The sequence below is a fragment of the Arthrobacter sulfonylureivorans genome (genome assembly GCF_022637435.1).
In the GTDB taxonomy this organism is placed as follows: Bacteria; Actinomycetota; Actinomycetes; order Actinomycetales; family Micrococcaceae; genus Crystallibacter; species Crystallibacter sulfonylureivorans.
Genome location: NZ_CP093327.1, coordinates 92,322 through 106,590 on the forward strand (window position 1 = coordinate 92,322; position 14,269 = coordinate 106,590).

13 protein-coding genes are annotated in these 14,269 nt (G+C 64.7%); 7 read left to right on the plus strand and 6 right to left on the minus strand.

Annotation, left to right across the window (positions count from 1 at the left end; genetic code table 11):
- Positions 1 to 31: 31 nt before the first annotated feature.
- The gene (locus tag MNQ99_RS18685) at positions 32 to 1,201 is read right to left on the minus strand and encodes an ABC transporter substrate-binding protein (protein ID WP_241915450.1); all 1,170 of its coding nucleotides are present in this window, start codon (positions 1,199 to 1,201) and stop codon (positions 32 to 34) included.
- Positions 1,202 to 1,538: 337 nt separating this feature from the next.
- Here MNQ99_RS18685 and MNQ99_RS18690 point away from each other — a divergent pair, with 337 nt between their 5' ends.
- On the plus strand, positions 1,539 to 2,378 hold the full coding sequence (locus MNQ99_RS18690; protein ID WP_241915451.1) for a helix-turn-helix domain-containing protein: 840 nt from the start codon (positions 1,539 to 1,541) through the stop codon (positions 2,376 to 2,378).
- Here the strand turns inward: MNQ99_RS18690 and MNQ99_RS18695 are convergent.
- Both MNQ99_RS18695 and MNQ99_RS18700 read right to left on the minus strand, forming a co-directional pair.
- Complete coding sequence (locus tag MNQ99_RS18695) at positions 2,365 to 3,417, minus strand: zinc-dependent alcohol dehydrogenase (RefSeq protein WP_241915452.1); 1,053 nt, start codon at positions 3,415 to 3,417, stop codon at positions 2,365 to 2,367. The two genes, MNQ99_RS18690 and MNQ99_RS18695, sit on opposite strands and share 14 nt — an antisense overlap.
- 43 nt (positions 3,418 to 3,460) lie before the next feature.
- Positions 3,461 to 4,558: an NAD(P)-dependent alcohol dehydrogenase gene (locus MNQ99_RS18700; protein WP_241915453.1), complete on the minus strand. Its 1,098-nt coding sequence runs from the start codon at positions 4,556 to 4,558 to the stop codon at positions 3,461 to 3,463.
- A 296-nt stretch (positions 4,559 to 4,854) separates the two neighbouring features.
- On the opposite strand from MNQ99_RS18700, the gene MNQ99_RS18705 reads away from it, so the two are divergent.
- The 3 genes from MNQ99_RS18705 to MNQ99_RS18715 all read left to right on the plus strand — a co-directional run bounded on the left by MNQ99_RS18705 (position 4,855) and on the right by MNQ99_RS18715 (position 7,245).
- Positions 4,855 to 5,619 carry an SDR family NAD(P)-dependent oxidoreductase gene (locus MNQ99_RS18705; protein ID WP_241915454.1) on the plus strand — a complete coding sequence of 255 codons (765 nt, stop codon included), beginning with the start codon at positions 4,855 to 4,857 and terminating at the stop codon, positions 5,617 to 5,619.
- Positions 5,620 to 6,194: 575 nt separating this feature from the next.
- Positions 6,195 to 6,689, plus strand: coding sequence for a hypothetical protein (locus tag MNQ99_RS18710; RefSeq protein ID WP_241915455.1), 495 nt, complete (start codon positions 6,195 to 6,197; stop codon positions 6,687 to 6,689).
- A 181-nt stretch (positions 6,690 to 6,870) separates the two neighbouring features.
- Complete coding sequence (locus tag MNQ99_RS18715) at positions 6,871 to 7,245, plus strand: acetyl-CoA carboxylase biotin carboxyl carrier protein (protein ID WP_241915456.1); 375 nt, start codon at positions 6,871 to 6,873, stop codon at positions 7,243 to 7,245.
- A gap of 98 nt (positions 7,246 to 7,343) precedes the next feature.
- Here the strand turns inward: MNQ99_RS18715 and MNQ99_RS18720 are convergent, their stop codons facing one another.
- A complete protein-coding gene (locus tag MNQ99_RS18720) occupies positions 7,344 to 8,213 on the minus strand; it encodes an SDR family NAD(P)-dependent oxidoreductase (RefSeq protein WP_241915457.1) in 870 nt (289 codons plus the stop codon).
- A gap of 268 nt (positions 8,214 to 8,481) precedes the next feature.
- Between MNQ99_RS18720 and MNQ99_RS18725 the strand changes: the two genes are divergently transcribed.
- The 3 genes from MNQ99_RS18725 to MNQ99_RS18735 all read left to right on the plus strand — a co-directional run bounded on the left by MNQ99_RS18725 (position 8,482) and on the right by MNQ99_RS18735 (position 11,466).
- Entirely contained in the window at positions 8,482 to 9,372 is an 891-nt protein-coding gene (locus MNQ99_RS18725; protein WP_241915458.1) for an AraC-like ligand-binding domain-containing protein, read from the plus strand.
- Positions 9,373 to 9,583: 211 nt separating this feature from the next.
- On the plus strand, positions 9,584 to 10,537 hold the full coding sequence (locus MNQ99_RS18730) for an AraC family transcriptional regulator (RefSeq protein WP_241915459.1): 954 nt from the start codon (positions 9,584 to 9,586) through the stop codon (positions 10,535 to 10,537).
- A 5-nt stretch (positions 10,538 to 10,542) separates the two neighbouring features.
- Positions 10,543 to 11,466, plus strand: a complete 924-nt coding sequence (locus tag MNQ99_RS18735; protein WP_241915460.1) for a helix-turn-helix domain-containing protein — start codon at positions 10,543 to 10,545, stop codon at positions 11,464 to 11,466.
- Between the two features lie 162 nt (positions 11,467 to 11,628).
- Here MNQ99_RS18735 and MNQ99_RS18740 read toward each other — a convergent pair whose 3' ends face one another.
- Together MNQ99_RS18740 and MNQ99_RS18745 are read right to left on the minus strand one after the other, a co-directional pair.
- Positions 11,629 to 13,278, minus strand: coding sequence for a flavin-containing monooxygenase (locus tag MNQ99_RS18740; protein WP_241915461.1), 1,650 nt, complete (start codon positions 13,276 to 13,278; stop codon positions 11,629 to 11,631).
- Positions 13,279 to 13,290: 12 nt separating this feature from the next.
- Positions 13,291 to 14,208 (minus strand): alpha/beta hydrolase, encoded by a 918-nt coding sequence (locus tag MNQ99_RS18745; RefSeq protein WP_241915462.1) that lies wholly within the window; start codon positions 14,206 to 14,208, stop codon positions 13,291 to 13,293.
- Positions 14,209 to 14,269: the final 61 nt, after the last annotated feature.

Below are 14,269 nucleotides of genomic sequence, written 5' to 3' on the forward strand. Positions count from 1 at the left end.
GTCGGCGCTGCCGGGCCACCCCGAATCGGTATCAGCTCAGGTGGAACCAGTTATCGGAGGCGTTCGCCCATTCATTGGTGCCACTTTTGAGTACAATGGGCCATCCCGACAGCGGGATCTGGCCAAACTTGTAGGGCTGGCCCGCCATCGGATTGGCGATCGGCTGCGCATCGCGGATCGCCTGTGTGACAGAATCGCGGGTGATGTCGCCGGGGATGGTCTTGAGGATCTCAAGGAAGTACTTCGCGGCGAGGTAGCCCCCCTGGCTGAACGAGGTGAGCGGCACGTTGTTCTCGGTCATGAGCTTGCGCCAGTCAGCGTTGATCTCGTTGTCGGACGTGAACGGGTAGAACGCGACGGGCATGTACATCCCGCTGCCGATCTTGGAGACTGCCTTGGCGAAGTTAGCCGAGTACATGCTCGGCAGCCCGAGCCAGGTCACGTCGGTCCAGCCCTGTGAGTCGGCGGCCTTGGCCATCGCGGCCCCGTCCGGCTCGGTGAGGTTGATCGAAATCGACGTGCACCCCGCCTTCTTGGCCTTGACGATGTACGGCGTGTAGTCGGAGGCACCGTAGGGCAGCGTGTAGTCGACCAGCAGCGGCTTCGCCCCGGTGTTGGCCTGCCAGTCGGCGATGACCTTCTCGTAGGAGGGCCGCGAGGAGCCGGCGATCGCCACCATCACGCAGGTGTCCTTGAGGCCGAGCACCTTCGAGCCGTAATTCAGGGACAAGGCCAGGTCGTTGAACGGGCCGGGGTTCACCGGGGAGATGTTCTTGTTCTCGAAGCAGCCCTTGTCGACACCTGTGCCGGGGATGCTGAGGATGCCCTGCTGCGCGTAATAGGCGGCGTTCAGCTCGCACTCGATCATGCTCGCGGAGCCAACCATCGCAACGGCGTTGTCGCCGCCCACTGCTTCGCGCGCCGATGCGGTGGCCGTTCCCGGGTCGAGCTTGTCATCGAGCACCCGGTAGTCGATCTTCCGGCCGTTCAAACCGCCAGCTTCGTTGAATGCCTTGAACACGGCGGCGGCTGCGGCGGACGATTCCGGGAAGGTGATCGCGCCGCTCAGCGAGTTGATCGATCCGACCACGATGGGGCCTCCGGAGCCGTCGGCCGAGCCCGAAGCCGCGGTGCCGCAGCCGACCAGGCCGAGGGCCGCTGCCGCAGTGAGCGCTATTGCGCCGAGTACTGCTTTCTTCATGTAATTTCTGCCTTTCAGACATGCACTGCTTCAATGTGGAAACGGGATGTAATGCTTCGCTGCGGTGGTTCAGACGAACTCTCTGAGCGGCATACCGGGACGGCCTCGGCGTTCTCGACGACTCTCGGATTCGGGCGCTGGGCCGAAGAAGGCTCCATGTGCGGTTGACGCTCTACCGAGACTAGGGATCGAATGGCGGTTCCGTCTGTCACGTCAGTGCAGTGAGCTTTCGAAACCACGTAGCATTCGAGCAGTCCGCCGATCCGGTAGCGTACCGTTCGAAGACTCCCACCGGGAGCGCAACACCCCCCCGCAGCGGATCCCTGAGGAGTCGATCATGCACCTGCACATCTCCGCAGGAACGGAACCCGATGTCCACCTGCTTGCGGCTCGCGAGAGCTGTTCGCTGCACCGATCCTGCGAGATGAGCGGCAGGGCATTCGCCCCAAAAGATGGCATCCGCGTCGTCGTCGCTGCCATGGATGGCGTGCGCGTGGAAGGTCTTGCGGACCCGCTCGTGCGCGATGACACGATCTTCGTGATCGGCCACCCCCTCGAGACAAGCGAGATCTCCGGAAACGCGGTGGCGCTGAGTATTGACCGGTCGTTGTTGCCCGCTTCGCTCGCCGAGGCTGAGAAGCGTCTCGCCCGTGTATCAGTCCAGGAACTCTCCAGGTTCCTCTGCGGCCTGATCGGCCAACTCGGCCAGCTCGCTGCCGCCGCGCCGCGAATACCGCCATCGAGCACGCAGGGCATGGCTCGCGCCATACTCAGCGTGCTGAGCTCGATTTACCTCGAAGAGATCGCGCGCGGCAGCATCCAGGTTCCACGCACCCACTCGGGCAACCTCCATGCACAGGCGATCGCCGTCATTAGGGACCGGATCACCGATCCCGAACTCTCCCCATCCCTCATCGCCGAGGCCTGTGCCGTGACGCCGCGCTACCTCCACATGCTCTTCGAGAAGCGGGGCGAGACGATCTCGACCCGGATTCTCAGCGAGCGGCTGGAACGTTGCCGAGGGGACCTCGCCGACGCCGCGCTCGGCGAGTCCTCGATCTCCGAAATCGCGGCGCGCTGGGGCTTTAACACCCCGTCCCACTTCTCGCAGAAGTTCCGGAGCCGCTACGGCATGACGCCGCGCGAATGGCGCAACAGCGCACTCAGGGAACCGTGACGAGGTACTTCACCACATCGGTGCCGCCCGCCGCGATCGCAGAATAGGCGTTCACGATCTGGCCGAGCTCGATGGTCTCGGTGAACATGACGCCCGGCTCGAATACGCCTGATTCGATCGCCGTGAGCAGCGTTCCCATTCGGGTAAGGTCTCCGAGCCCTGCCCACACGGTGGTGCTCTTGTAGAGGAGCGACAGGAAATCGACCTCGATCGGTTTCGACGCGAGGCCGAGAATCGCGATCCTGCCGCCTATGCCCAAGGCCTCAAACGCTGCGGCGATGGTGGCAGGTGCGCCTGCCGCATCGACCACGCCGTCTGCCCCACGCCCCCCGGTCAGCTCCCGCACCATCACCACGGCCTCCTCGACCGATCCGAGTGCGGCAGACGCCCCCAGTTCCACGGCCAGCCGGCGGCGCGTCTCGTGCAGGTCAACGGCCACCACATGCCTGACGCCGTGCAACTTCGCGGTCGACACCGCTGAGAGCCCGATCGGCCCGCAGCCAAGGACCAGCAGCACTTCGGTTGGCCCGTTGATGACCCGCCGCACGCCAGACCAGCCGGTCGAGAGCGCGTCCCCGACGGCGAGTGCCTGCGCGTCGCTCACGCTATCCGGGATGACGGCCAAGGCGAGGTCGGCGAACGGCACTCTGATCCACTCGCTCTGGGCACCACCGAGGCTGCCGAACTCGGGGCCGCAGCCGAAGATCCCGCCATTGGAGCAGAATGACTCATTGCCGCGGCGGCATTCGGCGCACGATCCGCACCACACCGCGGCTGGCCCGACGACGCGTGTTCCGAGAGGCAGCCCCCCGACACCGTCTCCGGTCTCCTCGACGACACCGACGAACTCGTGCCCGATGGGCGAGCCGACCATCTCGGGATGGTCGATCATGTGCAGATCACTGCCGCAGATGCTAGTCGCGGTCACGCGTACGATCGCGTCGCGCGGGTGGCTGATGCCCGGCTTCGGTACGTTGAGGATTTCAACTCGGCCCAGTGCCGTACATACAGTGCTTCTCATGGTGGTTTCGCCCTTCATGGCTGTTCCCCTGGGATGTGGAATGGCTGCAGTCGGACCTGGGTCAGAATACGACGACCGGTTTGAGGGTGCTGCCGGCGGCTGAATCTTCGAACGCCTGGTTGATCTTCTCGAACGGGTAGCTTGTAATGAGCCGGTCGAAGGGGAAGAGACCTTTTGCATGCAAGTCGACGAGTTTCGGGATGAAGTTCGTCGGGACGGAATCGCCCTCGATGACCATGGAGATCGTGATGCCTCGCGGGAGCAGGGATCCCATGTCGAACTGGGCGTTTGTGCCGATCGCCGCGGCGCCGACCACGGCTCCGTGGCCGCGCGGTGCGAGAGCCTTAGTCATCTGGGTGAACGCCGCAGGCACCCCGGTGGTGTCGAGACCGTACTGCGCGCCTTCAGCGGTGAAGGCGTGGATCTGCTCGACGACGTCGGGATCGGAGGCTTTGATGGTGTGCGTTGCCCCCAGCTCGAGCGCCAGGTCGAGCCGCGACTGGTGCATGTCGACCGCGATGATGGTGGTGCAGTTCGCGATCTTCGCGGCGAGCAGGCCCGAGAGGCCCACCGCTCCGGCGCCGAAGATCACGATCGACGATCCGGCCTCGGGGTTGAGGGCATTGAGTACCGCACCCGCGCCGGTCTGAATGCCGCAGCCCAGCGGCGCGAGCACTTCCAGCGGGGCCGCGGCCGGCACGGGCACCACCGAGCGTGCGGAGACATTCGCATAGCGGGCGAACGAACTCTGCCCGAAGAAGTGGGACGACACCGGGGTGCCGTCGAGCGTGAATGCGGTGGAACCGTCAGCACGCCGCCCGCCGAAACTCAGCGCAAACATGTTCTCGCAGTAGGTCGGGAGCCCGGAGGCGCACCGCGAGCAGCGGCCGCAACTGTCGACGCTCAGCAGCACGGAGTCACCGACCGCGATGCCTGTCACTCCCTCACCGAGCGCGTCGACGATGCCGGCTCCCTCGTGGCCGAGCACTGCGGGCAGCGGGGTCGGGTACCACTGGTCACGCACGATCGCATCGGTGTGACAGACGCCGCTCGCAACGAGGCGGACCCTTACCTCGCCGGCCCGAGGTTCGTCGAGGTCGATGTCTACGATCTTGAACGGATCGCCTTTACCAAGGGTGACTGCTGCGCTGGTCTTCATCTTGCATCCTTCTCTTTGAGTGCCTGCGGCCGCATCTTGGGGCCGCCCGGTATGGTCACCCAAGCTACGGTGCGGGGCGCTGTGGGAACAGACATTTGCGGGAGTCTGCATGGAATAACGGCTTTTCGTGCGCGACGAGGCAAATCGAGCCGGTTCAGCCCCTATGCGCCCGGCGCATTCCGCACCCCTGCACTCATCGCCTGAAGGTTGCACCCGCACGGACAAACCCGGCCCCGAGCGAGCCGGTACCTTGGCTCGCAGCACTCGTTGGAAATCAGGTAATTAAGGAGAAGATCATGCGCGGAGAGTTCGAGAGCCGGGTCGCACTCGTCACGGGCGGAGGCTCCGGCATCGGCAGGTGTGTCGCACTGCAACTCGCCGCGTCAGGTGCAAGCGTCGCTGTGCTCGACCTGAAGCAAGAGACCGCGCATTCCGTCGTCGATGAGGTCGGGGCGACCGGTGGCACGGCGATCGCCATCACCGGCGACGTTTCCGATCCGGCGGTGAGCAGAGACGCCGTGGACCGTACGGTGAGCGCCTTCGGAGGGCTGCACTGCGTGTTCAACAACGCGGGCATCGGCGGCCCGCAGGGCCCGATCGGGGACTACGACGACGGCGACGACTTCCGTGCATACCACGATGTGATCGGGGTGAACCTCAACTCCATCTTTTACGGCCTCCGCTACCAGATCCCCGCAATGCTGGCATCGGGCGGCGGATCGATCGTGAACAACTCATCGATCCTCGGCCTGGTCGGCGAGGGCCACGTTTCGGCTTACACGGCCGCCAAGCACGGTGTCGCCGGCCTCAGCAAGTCAGCGGGGCTCAGCTACGCGTCACAGGGTATCCGCATCAACTCGGTGCATCCCGGATACATCGACACCCCCTTGCTCGAGGGCCTGCCGAAGGAACATTACGACGCACTCGTCGCGCAGCATCCGATCGGTCGGCTAGGCAAGCCGGAAGAAGTTGCCGAGCTGGTGGTGTTCCTGCTGAGTAGCAGGGCGAGTTTCGTGACAGGCGCCCAGTTCGCCGTCGACGGCGGCTATACCGCCGCTTAGCATCCCTTGCCTTCACACGAGTTCGAATGCGGATCGTCGGGTCAATGCAAGAATCAGGAGACACATCATGACAAGTAGCCAGGTGAACATCGCCTCCGGGATGGCGAACGAGGGCCGGCCTCCGCGGAGCCGCCGCGAGATCAAGATCATCGATACGACGTTGCGGGACGCGCATCAGAGCCTGGGGCGACACGGATGCGCACGGAAAACACGCTTTCGATGATCTAGCACTTCGATCAGGCCGGCTTCGAGCAGGTCGACCCCATGGCGCCGACCAGTTCGATGTACCGGTCAGGTATCTGAAAGAGGATCCCTATGAGCCTGTGCGGCTCATGCACGAGCACGCACGAACACCAAGTTCAGGGCGTTGATCCGCTTGCAGGACCTCGCTGCGGTCGATTTCCTGGCTGACGACGTGATTGAGGGTTGGGTCGCGCCGGGATTGATCCGGGCCAAAGAGCTTGGCGCGTCCATGTTCGGCGCGGTGTCGTTCAGCGAGAGTCCCGTGCACACGGATGAGCTAGCCATCGCGAAAGCCCGGGGAGCTGATCGAGAAAGCCGATGTCGACGCCATCATGCTGAAGGATACGGGAGGACTCCTGACGCCGGACCGTATCCGGACGCTGATCCCGGCGCTCAGCGAGGTGATCGGTAAACGGTCCTTGGAGGTGCACACGCACAACTTGACCGGGCTCGCGCCGCTGGTGTGTCTCGAGGCGGTGGAACTCCGGGCGGATGCGCTCCACACCTCCATCGCGCCCCTTGCCAGCGGCAACGGACAAACCTCCACGCAGGGAATCGTGCGGGATCTGCGCACCCTCGGTACACGGTCAACGTCGACGAAGACCGCACCGCCGCGATCAGCCATTGGATCCGCTAGATCGCCGAAGCGGAGAACAAGCGCTTGGGGTGCCGATCGAGTAAAACGGCATGCACTACATGCACCGGACGCCCGGGGAATGCTCTCGAACTTCAAGTCGCAGCTGGAAACCACCGGCCTTGCCGATCGTTTTGATGAGCTGCTCCACGAGGTGGCGCGGTGCGGTCGGAACTCGCCTACCCCATCATAATCACTCCGTTCGCGCAGCTCGTCGGCGCCCAGGCTGTGATGAACGTGATGGCAGCTGAGCTGTACAAGGTAGTCCCAACGAGAGCAAGAAATAATTCCGCTCGTGCCTGCCCCAGTAGAGGCGATGCTCCCACAGCTACGCGAACGCCGACGTTCGAGAGATCTCGTTGAAGTCCGGCGAGGTGGAACTCTTCGTTTCGAAGAACCACCGCGCCGCGGCTCCAGCGGCGACGGCCCCTGCCCCCGCGGCCCTGTCAGCGCCCGCTCCTGCGGCGGCAAGAACTTCAAACGAACTCGCTGCGGGCGAGGTGCTGATCACTGCGCCGACGGTGGGCATCTTCTACGCCTCCCCGCAGCCGGGCGCCCCCGCGTTCGTGGAGGCCGGGGACGCGGGGACCGCTCACACCGTGCTGGGCATCGTCGAGGTGATGAAGCTGATGAAGCTGATGAACAACATCGAGGCCGTGATCGAGGGCGCCGTCACGAGGATCCTCGTCGAGAACGAGCAGGCCGTCGAATACGATCAGCGTCTGTTTGTGATCTCCGGCAAGGCCTAAGGCCGCAATGGAAACACGAACAGTCGAACCGTTGCGCAGCGTGCTCATCGCCAACCGGGGCGAGATCGCGCTGAGATCATCCGCGCCTGCATGAGCCCCTACGGCCGGTTGCCCATGGTTGCGAGTGCACCTCCATCGACAGGGATACCGGCACCGTGCACGTAGCTCGCAGCGTCAGAGAGCAGGAACGCGGCGACCTCACCGACCTCCTCCGGCCGGGCAGCGCGACCGATCGGTGAGACCGACTTTCCAGCCTCCTGGACGCCGAGTGCGGGGTCAACCCCTGGTGCCAGAACTGTCGTTGTGGTGCGCAGCATTTGCGTGTCCACCATGCCGGGCAGCACGGCATTGATGCGCACTCCGTGGGGCCCGGCCTCGGAGGCGACGGTGCGCACCAATCCGAGCACGGCATGCTTGGAGGCATTGTAGGCCGCCGTCAGAGGGAGGCCGCGCGCGCTGCCGATCGAACCGGTGCACACGATCGAACCGCGCCCTGCACTGTACATCACGGGCAGTACGTGCCGCAGGCTCAGGAACACCCCGATCAGGTTGACATCGATGACGGAGCGGAACTCCGCCTCCGTGCGCTCCGCGAAGGGGATCACCGCGCCACCGATCCCGGCGTTCGCAAACAGCCCGTCGATGGCGCCGAAGCTCTCGAGCGCGGCTGCTGTGAACCCGGCGACCGCGTCCTCATCGGTGACGTCCGCGGCGAACGCCCTCGCGTCGCCGCCAGCCTGTTGCAAGGATTCCGCAGTCAGGGCGACCGCCTGTTTGTCTTTATCGACGAGCAGCAGCCTTGCGCCCTCACGCGCGAGAATCCGCGCTGTTGCCTGACCAATGCCGTTGCCGGCACCCGTCACGATGATGCTCCGATTTTCGAGTCTTCCGGTCAAAACAATGCCACGCTTTCTCATTCTGGGTTTATCGACATCAGGGTTTATCGACGGCACCAGTGTTCCGGTCACGGCCTCCGTTGCAATAGGTTGTACGTGCATTCTGCGCAAGCGCAACACAGCTTTTCCCCCGCGTGATATTTACTTCACGCCGGCTCGTGCGAAAATGGATGGATCGTTGCCGGCTCCCCCGATCCGGACTTCGTCCACTGGACCAAAGACTCAACGGAGAGCCTCCCCATGATGTATAACCGGAAATGCCGTGCGGGCAGAAGCTGTCAGTAGGCTCGGCGCGGTGCAGCGCTGGCAAATGGACTCGCTCCACTCGTGGGAACACACGATGACCCGCAGCCTGATCCCGGTTTCGGTCGAGCACACATACGCCAGGCGCTTCTCGGCCGTGATGCGCAACCGGGAGTTCGGGGCACTGAAACTCAGTGAGATCGCGGTCTCGGAGAGTGCGCTCTACCGCGATCCCGGGCAGGAGCACGATGTGTTCCCCTCATACATGCTCTGCTACCAGGTTGAGGGAATGGCAGAACTGTTCCAAGGCGGCCGGAGCGCCACACTCCAGCCGGGTGAGTTCACTGTCTACGACGCCAAGCGCCCGATGCGCATCGAGTACGGCAAGGACTTCCGTTGCCTGGCCATGCTGGTGCCCCAGCACCTGGTCAATGCCCCGCCGGACGCGATGAGCCACCTTACTGCCGTGCGCATGGGGCGGTCCAGTTACGCAGCGAACGTCATCGGTTCGCTGCTGCACAGCGTGGACACGGTGCTCGACTCCTTCACGCAGGCCGGCAGCGTACGATTCGCGTCCGGGGCGGTGGACGCGATCAGCGCGACTTTCGACAGCCTTCTCGGCCTTGAGCTGGCCGCCAGCAGGCTCACCCGCCAGGAACGCCTCCGTATAGACATCACCGAGTACATTGAGCAGCACCTCAGCGATCCCCTGCTCTCGCCGGATTCGGTCGCCAAGCATTTCTTCATCTCGCTGCGCACCGTCCAGCAGTTGTTCAGTTCCGACGGCGGGGTGGCCACCACCATCCGCGAGCGGAGACTCAGCCGCGCCGAACGTCTTCTCGAGGATCCCTTCGACGCCTCGCCTGTGGCAACGGTTGCCAGGCGCTGCGGCTTTGGCAGCCACTCCCACTTCAGTTCTGCATTTAAGGCGAACACTGGGGAGAGCCCTGCCGCCTACCGGGAACGCCACCGCGCGCTCGTGGGCTGAGCCCCGGCTCCTAAGAACCGCCGAGACCTAAGAACCGCCGGGATTTGCACGATTTCGATAACGCACTTCCGTGCAGGCAATGCGAACCCCCACGCCATTCCCCAGAATAGTGAGAAGCTTCACATCCCTGGCCGTTAGCGGCGGATGGGCGGGTGCCAGCAACGTCCGCATTCAGGCTGCGCGCGCAACAAACCAAAGGAGGTCGCCGGGAATGTCAACTCTTCTTGCCTCGGCACCGATCCGGATGACGGAGTCGCTCGACACTGCCAGCTGGGCAGCAGCGCTGGGTGACGTGCTGCTCCCGGTGGACGTCACCGGCTTTGGTGCGGGCGCATCCGCCGCTACCATCGTCTCGAGCCTGCTCGGGGATATCCGGCTCAGCGTCGTCGACGCGCCGTCGCATACCGTGCACAGGCACCTCGGCCACATCGCAGCGGACGTCCGCCGGGAAGCGGTGGTATGTTACCAGCTCTCAGGCGTGGTCTGCCTGGAGCAGGGCGGCATTGAGACCATCGTGCAGCCGGGGGAGTTCACGATCTTCGACTGGGAAGCCTCGTTCACCCTCACCGCGGCGCAAGGATACCGTGCGGTCATACTCCAGCTGCCGGTCAACGCGATCCTGATCCCGTTCGAGGCCTTCCGCAAGAAGGTCTCCCCCGGAATACGGCCCACCGTCGGGCTCGGCCTGGCTGTTTCCCCCTTTTTCACCAAACTCGCGGAGAACGCGGGCCAGCTGCACGGCTGGGCGGGCGAGCGGGTGGTGCGTTCCGCCGTCGAACTTGCCTGTGCGGTGTTCGCAGAGCACGTGCGCTCCGCAGAGAGCGCACCGTCCTGCTCGCCCGATTTCGTCAAGGCTGCCGCTTATGCGGAGGCAAACCTTATCGACCCTGATCTCGACGCACGCCGGATCGCCGCAGCCATCTTCGTTTCCACCCGGCAACTGCACAAGATCTTCCAAGCCGAGGGCACGACGGCCTCTGCCTGGATCCGCGCCCGACGGCTCGCGAAGTGCCGCAGCATGCTGAACGATCCGGAGTATCACTGGATGAGCGTCGGCGACATCGGCGCTGCCTGGGGGTTCTTCAACCGGGCGCACTTCTCGCGCATCTACCGTGCAGCGTACGGCTGCAGCCCCCGCGAGCATCGGGGCGGGTGTCTGGAGTGACCGGCTTGCCCACCATCACAGCTGCGAGCATCGAGGAGTGGCGGACGGTGATCGCTGACGCGTTCAATCCGCTCGACGTGGAGAGCGCGCACGAATCATTCCTGGGGAAGCTGCGCGTCATGCGGCTGGGTGCCAGCGCCTCCGTCAACCATGTCTCCCACACGCAAAGCACGACGATCCGGACCCGGCGCGGGATCAGCCTGAGCGACGACAACAGCCTGTTCCTCTCGGTGTGCCGTGCCGACCCCTTCACGGTGAAGCAGGCCGAACGCACCGTTCAACTCGATCGCGGAAGCGCCTGTTTCACCGCCAGCTTCCTTCCCTACGACCTGGTCTGCTACGGCCGCCTCGAGCAGATTGTGCTCAAGATCCCGCGCGCAGCCCTCCCCGTCCCGCAAGCCGAGCAGCTGCAGGTACTGACCCGGCCGTTCAATGCCGCACACGCGGAGATGGGCATGCTTCGATCTTTCGTGGAAGGCCTGATCGAATCCGACGGATCAGTCGGCGAGTCCCCCTCCGAGATTTTGCAACAGACCATCCTGGACCTCAGCGCACTGGCCATCCAAAGCGCTGTGGGCCGGGCGGCGCCCGCCCACATGGAACGCACTTCCCTCTACCAGGCGATGTCCGCTTTCATCCGCACCAATGCGCACGAGCACCACCTCACCCCGCTGACACTCGCCGAACGGTTCCACGTCTCCCGCCGCTTGGTGTTCCAGGTGTTCGAGGAAAACGGCAGCAGCCCGGCCGCCGCGATCCGCTCCGAGCGGGTCCGCCGCGCCGCGTTCCTGCTGAGCTCCTCGAACATCAGCATCAGCAAGATCGCCCGGCAATCGGGCTTCAGCGACCTCTCGACGTTCGCCCGCGTCTTCCAGCGGGAGCACGACGCACTGCCAAGCGATTGGCGAAACGCGCGCCTGGCAGCCTGACCGCGGCGCCGTACGCCAGCACGGGAACGAGCCACCAGCACCGCGCGCGAAGGGCCCGGACTCCACTGGAAGTGGGTCCGGGCCCGCCTTGCCCCCGGGGGGGCATCCCCCGGGGGCATCCCCCGGGGGCATCCCCTGGGGGGATCCGCATCGGATGCGGTCCTACTTGGCTGCGGCGCCCACGAACTCGGGCTGATCGGCAGCCACGATATGGAATCCGCGGTAGTTCTCCTTGGCGCACTCGAGCAGAATGCGCTCGTACTCCGAAACTCCCCCCACCCACTGCAGCACAACGCGGGGCTTTCCTTCGATGTTGCTGCCCGTGTACCAACTGTTCGCGTAGCGGAACAGGGTGGCATCAGCCACTTCGGCGACCTTGTCCACCCAATCCTGCTCGGCATCCGGGTCCGCGTTGAAGCTCGTGGCACCCTGATCACGCAGCGTGGTCAGGAAGTCCCCGATCCACTCGATGTGCTGCTCGATGTTGAGGACCACGTTGCTGATTCCGGCACCGCCCAGCGGGCCCACCACGGTGAACAGGTTCGGGAACCCGGAGACGGCGATACCCAGGTAGGTGCTCGGCGATTCGTCCCACTTCCCGCGCAGGGTCCTGCCTTCGCGGCCCACGATGTTGATGGCGCGCAGGGCGCCGGTGAAGGCATCGAAGCCGGTGGCCAGGATGATCACGTCCACCTCGTAGGTGCCCTTGGTGGTCTCGATCCCCTCTGGGGTAAGGCGGACGATCTCCTCCTCGAAGAGGTCAACCAGCGTGACGTTGGGCCGGTTGTATGCCTCGTAGTAGTTGTTTTCACTGCAGAGCCGGCGGGTGAGGATCGGGTAGCCACTGGGAATGAGCTTCTCCGCAACTGCCGGATCCACAACGCGGGAGCGGATCTTGTTGGCCAAGAACTCCGCCGCAGCCTTGTTGGACTCGGGGTCCATCAGCAGGTCGTTGAAGGACGAGCCGAACTTCACGGTGCTGCCGTAGTCGTAGGCCTTCTGGAACTCCAGCTCGCGCTCCGCCACGGTGACCTCGCTGGCGTTCTTGCCACTGCTCCCGGTGAAGACTCCCAAGGGTGTCTGGCGGGCCCGTTCCCGGTAGCCACGGTAGTCGCTCTTGACCTCGTCAATGTGGGGCTGCTGGAGCAGATGGTTGTGGGCGGGCACTGCGTAGCTTGGCGTGCGCTGCAGGACGAACAGCTGCTCCGCCTGCTCTGCCACGACCGGAATCACCTGAACGCCGGAGGATCCGGTGCCGATGACGGCCACCCGCTTGCCGGCGAAGTTCTGCGGCTCGCGCGGCCAGCGTGCAGTCGCCAGGATTTCACCCTTGAAGCCCTCGGCGCCCTCGAACTCCGGGATCTTGGGAGTAGACAGCGGCCCGGTGGCGCCGATGATGAATCGGGCGTCCAGCACGACGCCGGTATCGGTGTTTACGCGCCAACGCTGGCTTTCATCGCTCCAGACGGCGTCCGTGACCGAGGTGTTGAACAGGAAAGACTTGCGCACGTCCAGCCGGTCTGCCACCCACTCGAAGTAGCTCAGGATCTCGGGCTGGGTGGAGTACTTGCGCTTCCACACCCACTCCTGCTGCAGTTCCTCGGAGAACGAGTACGAGTAGTCGATGCTCTCGATGTCGCAGTACAGGCCGGGGTAGCGGTTCCAGTACCAGGCGCCGCCGACGCTGCTGCCGCGCTCGAAGCCGACTGCCGAGAAACCGAGTTCGGTCATCTTGTGCATTGCGTAGATTCCGGCGGCGCCGGCGCCGATGACCGCAACATCGACGGTGCGGGGGGTTTCTTCAGTGCTCATCTATTTTCTCCTCTATGAAAAGCTGTTGGCGGTGATTCCCGCGGTGTGACGGCGGGCGAACGCGCCGAGTTCGGCGATGGCCTCCGGTCCTTCGGAGAGGGCGAACCAGAGGTTCGGAAATACATGCACCATGCCCCTCCAGGTGCGAAGTGTCACGTCGACGTTGGCCGCGGCAGCGCGCTCAGCGAGGCGGGTGGCGTCGGAGAGCAACACCTCGCGTGTGCCCACCTCGATCAGCAGGGGCGGGAAGCCCGTGAAATCGCCGTACAGAGGGGATGCTCCTGGCGCGGCGGCGTGGGCGTCGCCCAGATAGACCTGCGCGCAGTTGGTCAGGCCCTCGGCGCTGATCAGCGGGTCTGCCTCCGACTTCGTCTCAAGCGTGGTCCCCGTTCCGTCGAGATCGACCCAAGGCGAGAGCAGGGTCACGGCGCCGGGCAGCGGAAGCCCGCGGTCTTTGGCGGCCAGCACTGTGGCTGCGGCGAGGCCTCCGCCGGCGGAATCGCCGGCGATGGTGATGGATCCTGCCTCATGGCCGGCGTCGAGCAAGCCCATGTAGGCGGCAAGCGCGTCGTCCAGGGCTGCGGGGTATACGTGCTCGGGTGCCAGCCGGTAGTCGGGCACAAAGGCGCGGCCTCCCGCGGCTTCGGCGATCAGTCCGGCCAGGCCGCGGTAGCCGGCGGCGCTGCCGCTCACGTACCCACCCCCGTGCAGATACAGAATGACCAGGTCTGCTTCCGCCTCCGCAGGCACGGCCCAGATGCCGGGCACGCCGCCAACCACGGCATTCTCGAAAGCGAGGCCGTCTTTGATGGGCAGGCCGGCAAGCATGGTGTCGAACCGTTCGCGCACCTCAAGCGGGGGAAGTCGGAAATCCGGTGCATCAGGCCCGGTAAGCACGGGCATCAGTGATTCGAGTTCGATCAGTGACATGGTAACTACGCTCCTTCGTCGATAGGGTCTGCATCACATAATCGCGAAAAGCCCGCCCTGA

Bases quoted from the DNA above. Each gene is read 5' to 3' on its own strand.
- MNQ99_RS18740 (WP_241915461.1), bottom strand. From the start codon at position 13,278: ATGAGCACTGAAGAAACCCCCCGCACCGTCGATGTTGCGGTCATCGGC.
- MNQ99_RS18695 (WP_241915452.1), bottom strand. From the start codon at position 3,417: ATGAAGGGCGAAACCACCATGAGAAGCACTGTATGTACGGCACTGGGC.
- MNQ99_RS18745 (WP_241915462.1), bottom strand. From the start codon at position 14,208: ATGTCACTGATCGAACTCGAATCACTGATGCCCGTGCTTACCGGGCCT.
- MNQ99_RS18705 (WP_241915454.1), top strand. From the start codon at position 4,855: ATGCGCGGAGAGTTCGAGAGCCGGGTCGCACTCGTCACGGGCGGAGGC.
- MNQ99_RS18710 (WP_241915455.1), top strand. From the start codon at position 6,195: ATGCTGAAGGATACGGGAGGACTCCTGACGCCGGACCGTATCCGGACG.
- MNQ99_RS18700 (WP_241915453.1), bottom strand. From the start codon at position 4,558: ATGAAGACCAGCGCAGCAGTCACCCTTGGTAAAGGCGATCCGTTCAAG.
- MNQ99_RS18690 (WP_241915451.1), top strand. From the start codon at position 1,539: ATGCACCTGCACATCTCCGCAGGAACGGAACCCGATGTCCACCTGCTT.
- MNQ99_RS18725 (WP_241915458.1), top strand. From the start codon at position 8,482: ATGACCCGCAGCCTGATCCCGGTTTCGGTCGAGCACACATACGCCAGG.
- MNQ99_RS18685 (WP_241915450.1), bottom strand. From the start codon at position 1,201: ATGAAGAAAGCAGTACTCGGCGCAATAGCGCTCACTGCGGCAGCGGCC.
- MNQ99_RS18730 (WP_241915459.1), top strand. From the start codon at position 9,584: ATGTCAACTCTTCTTGCCTCGGCACCGATCCGGATGACGGAGTCGCTC.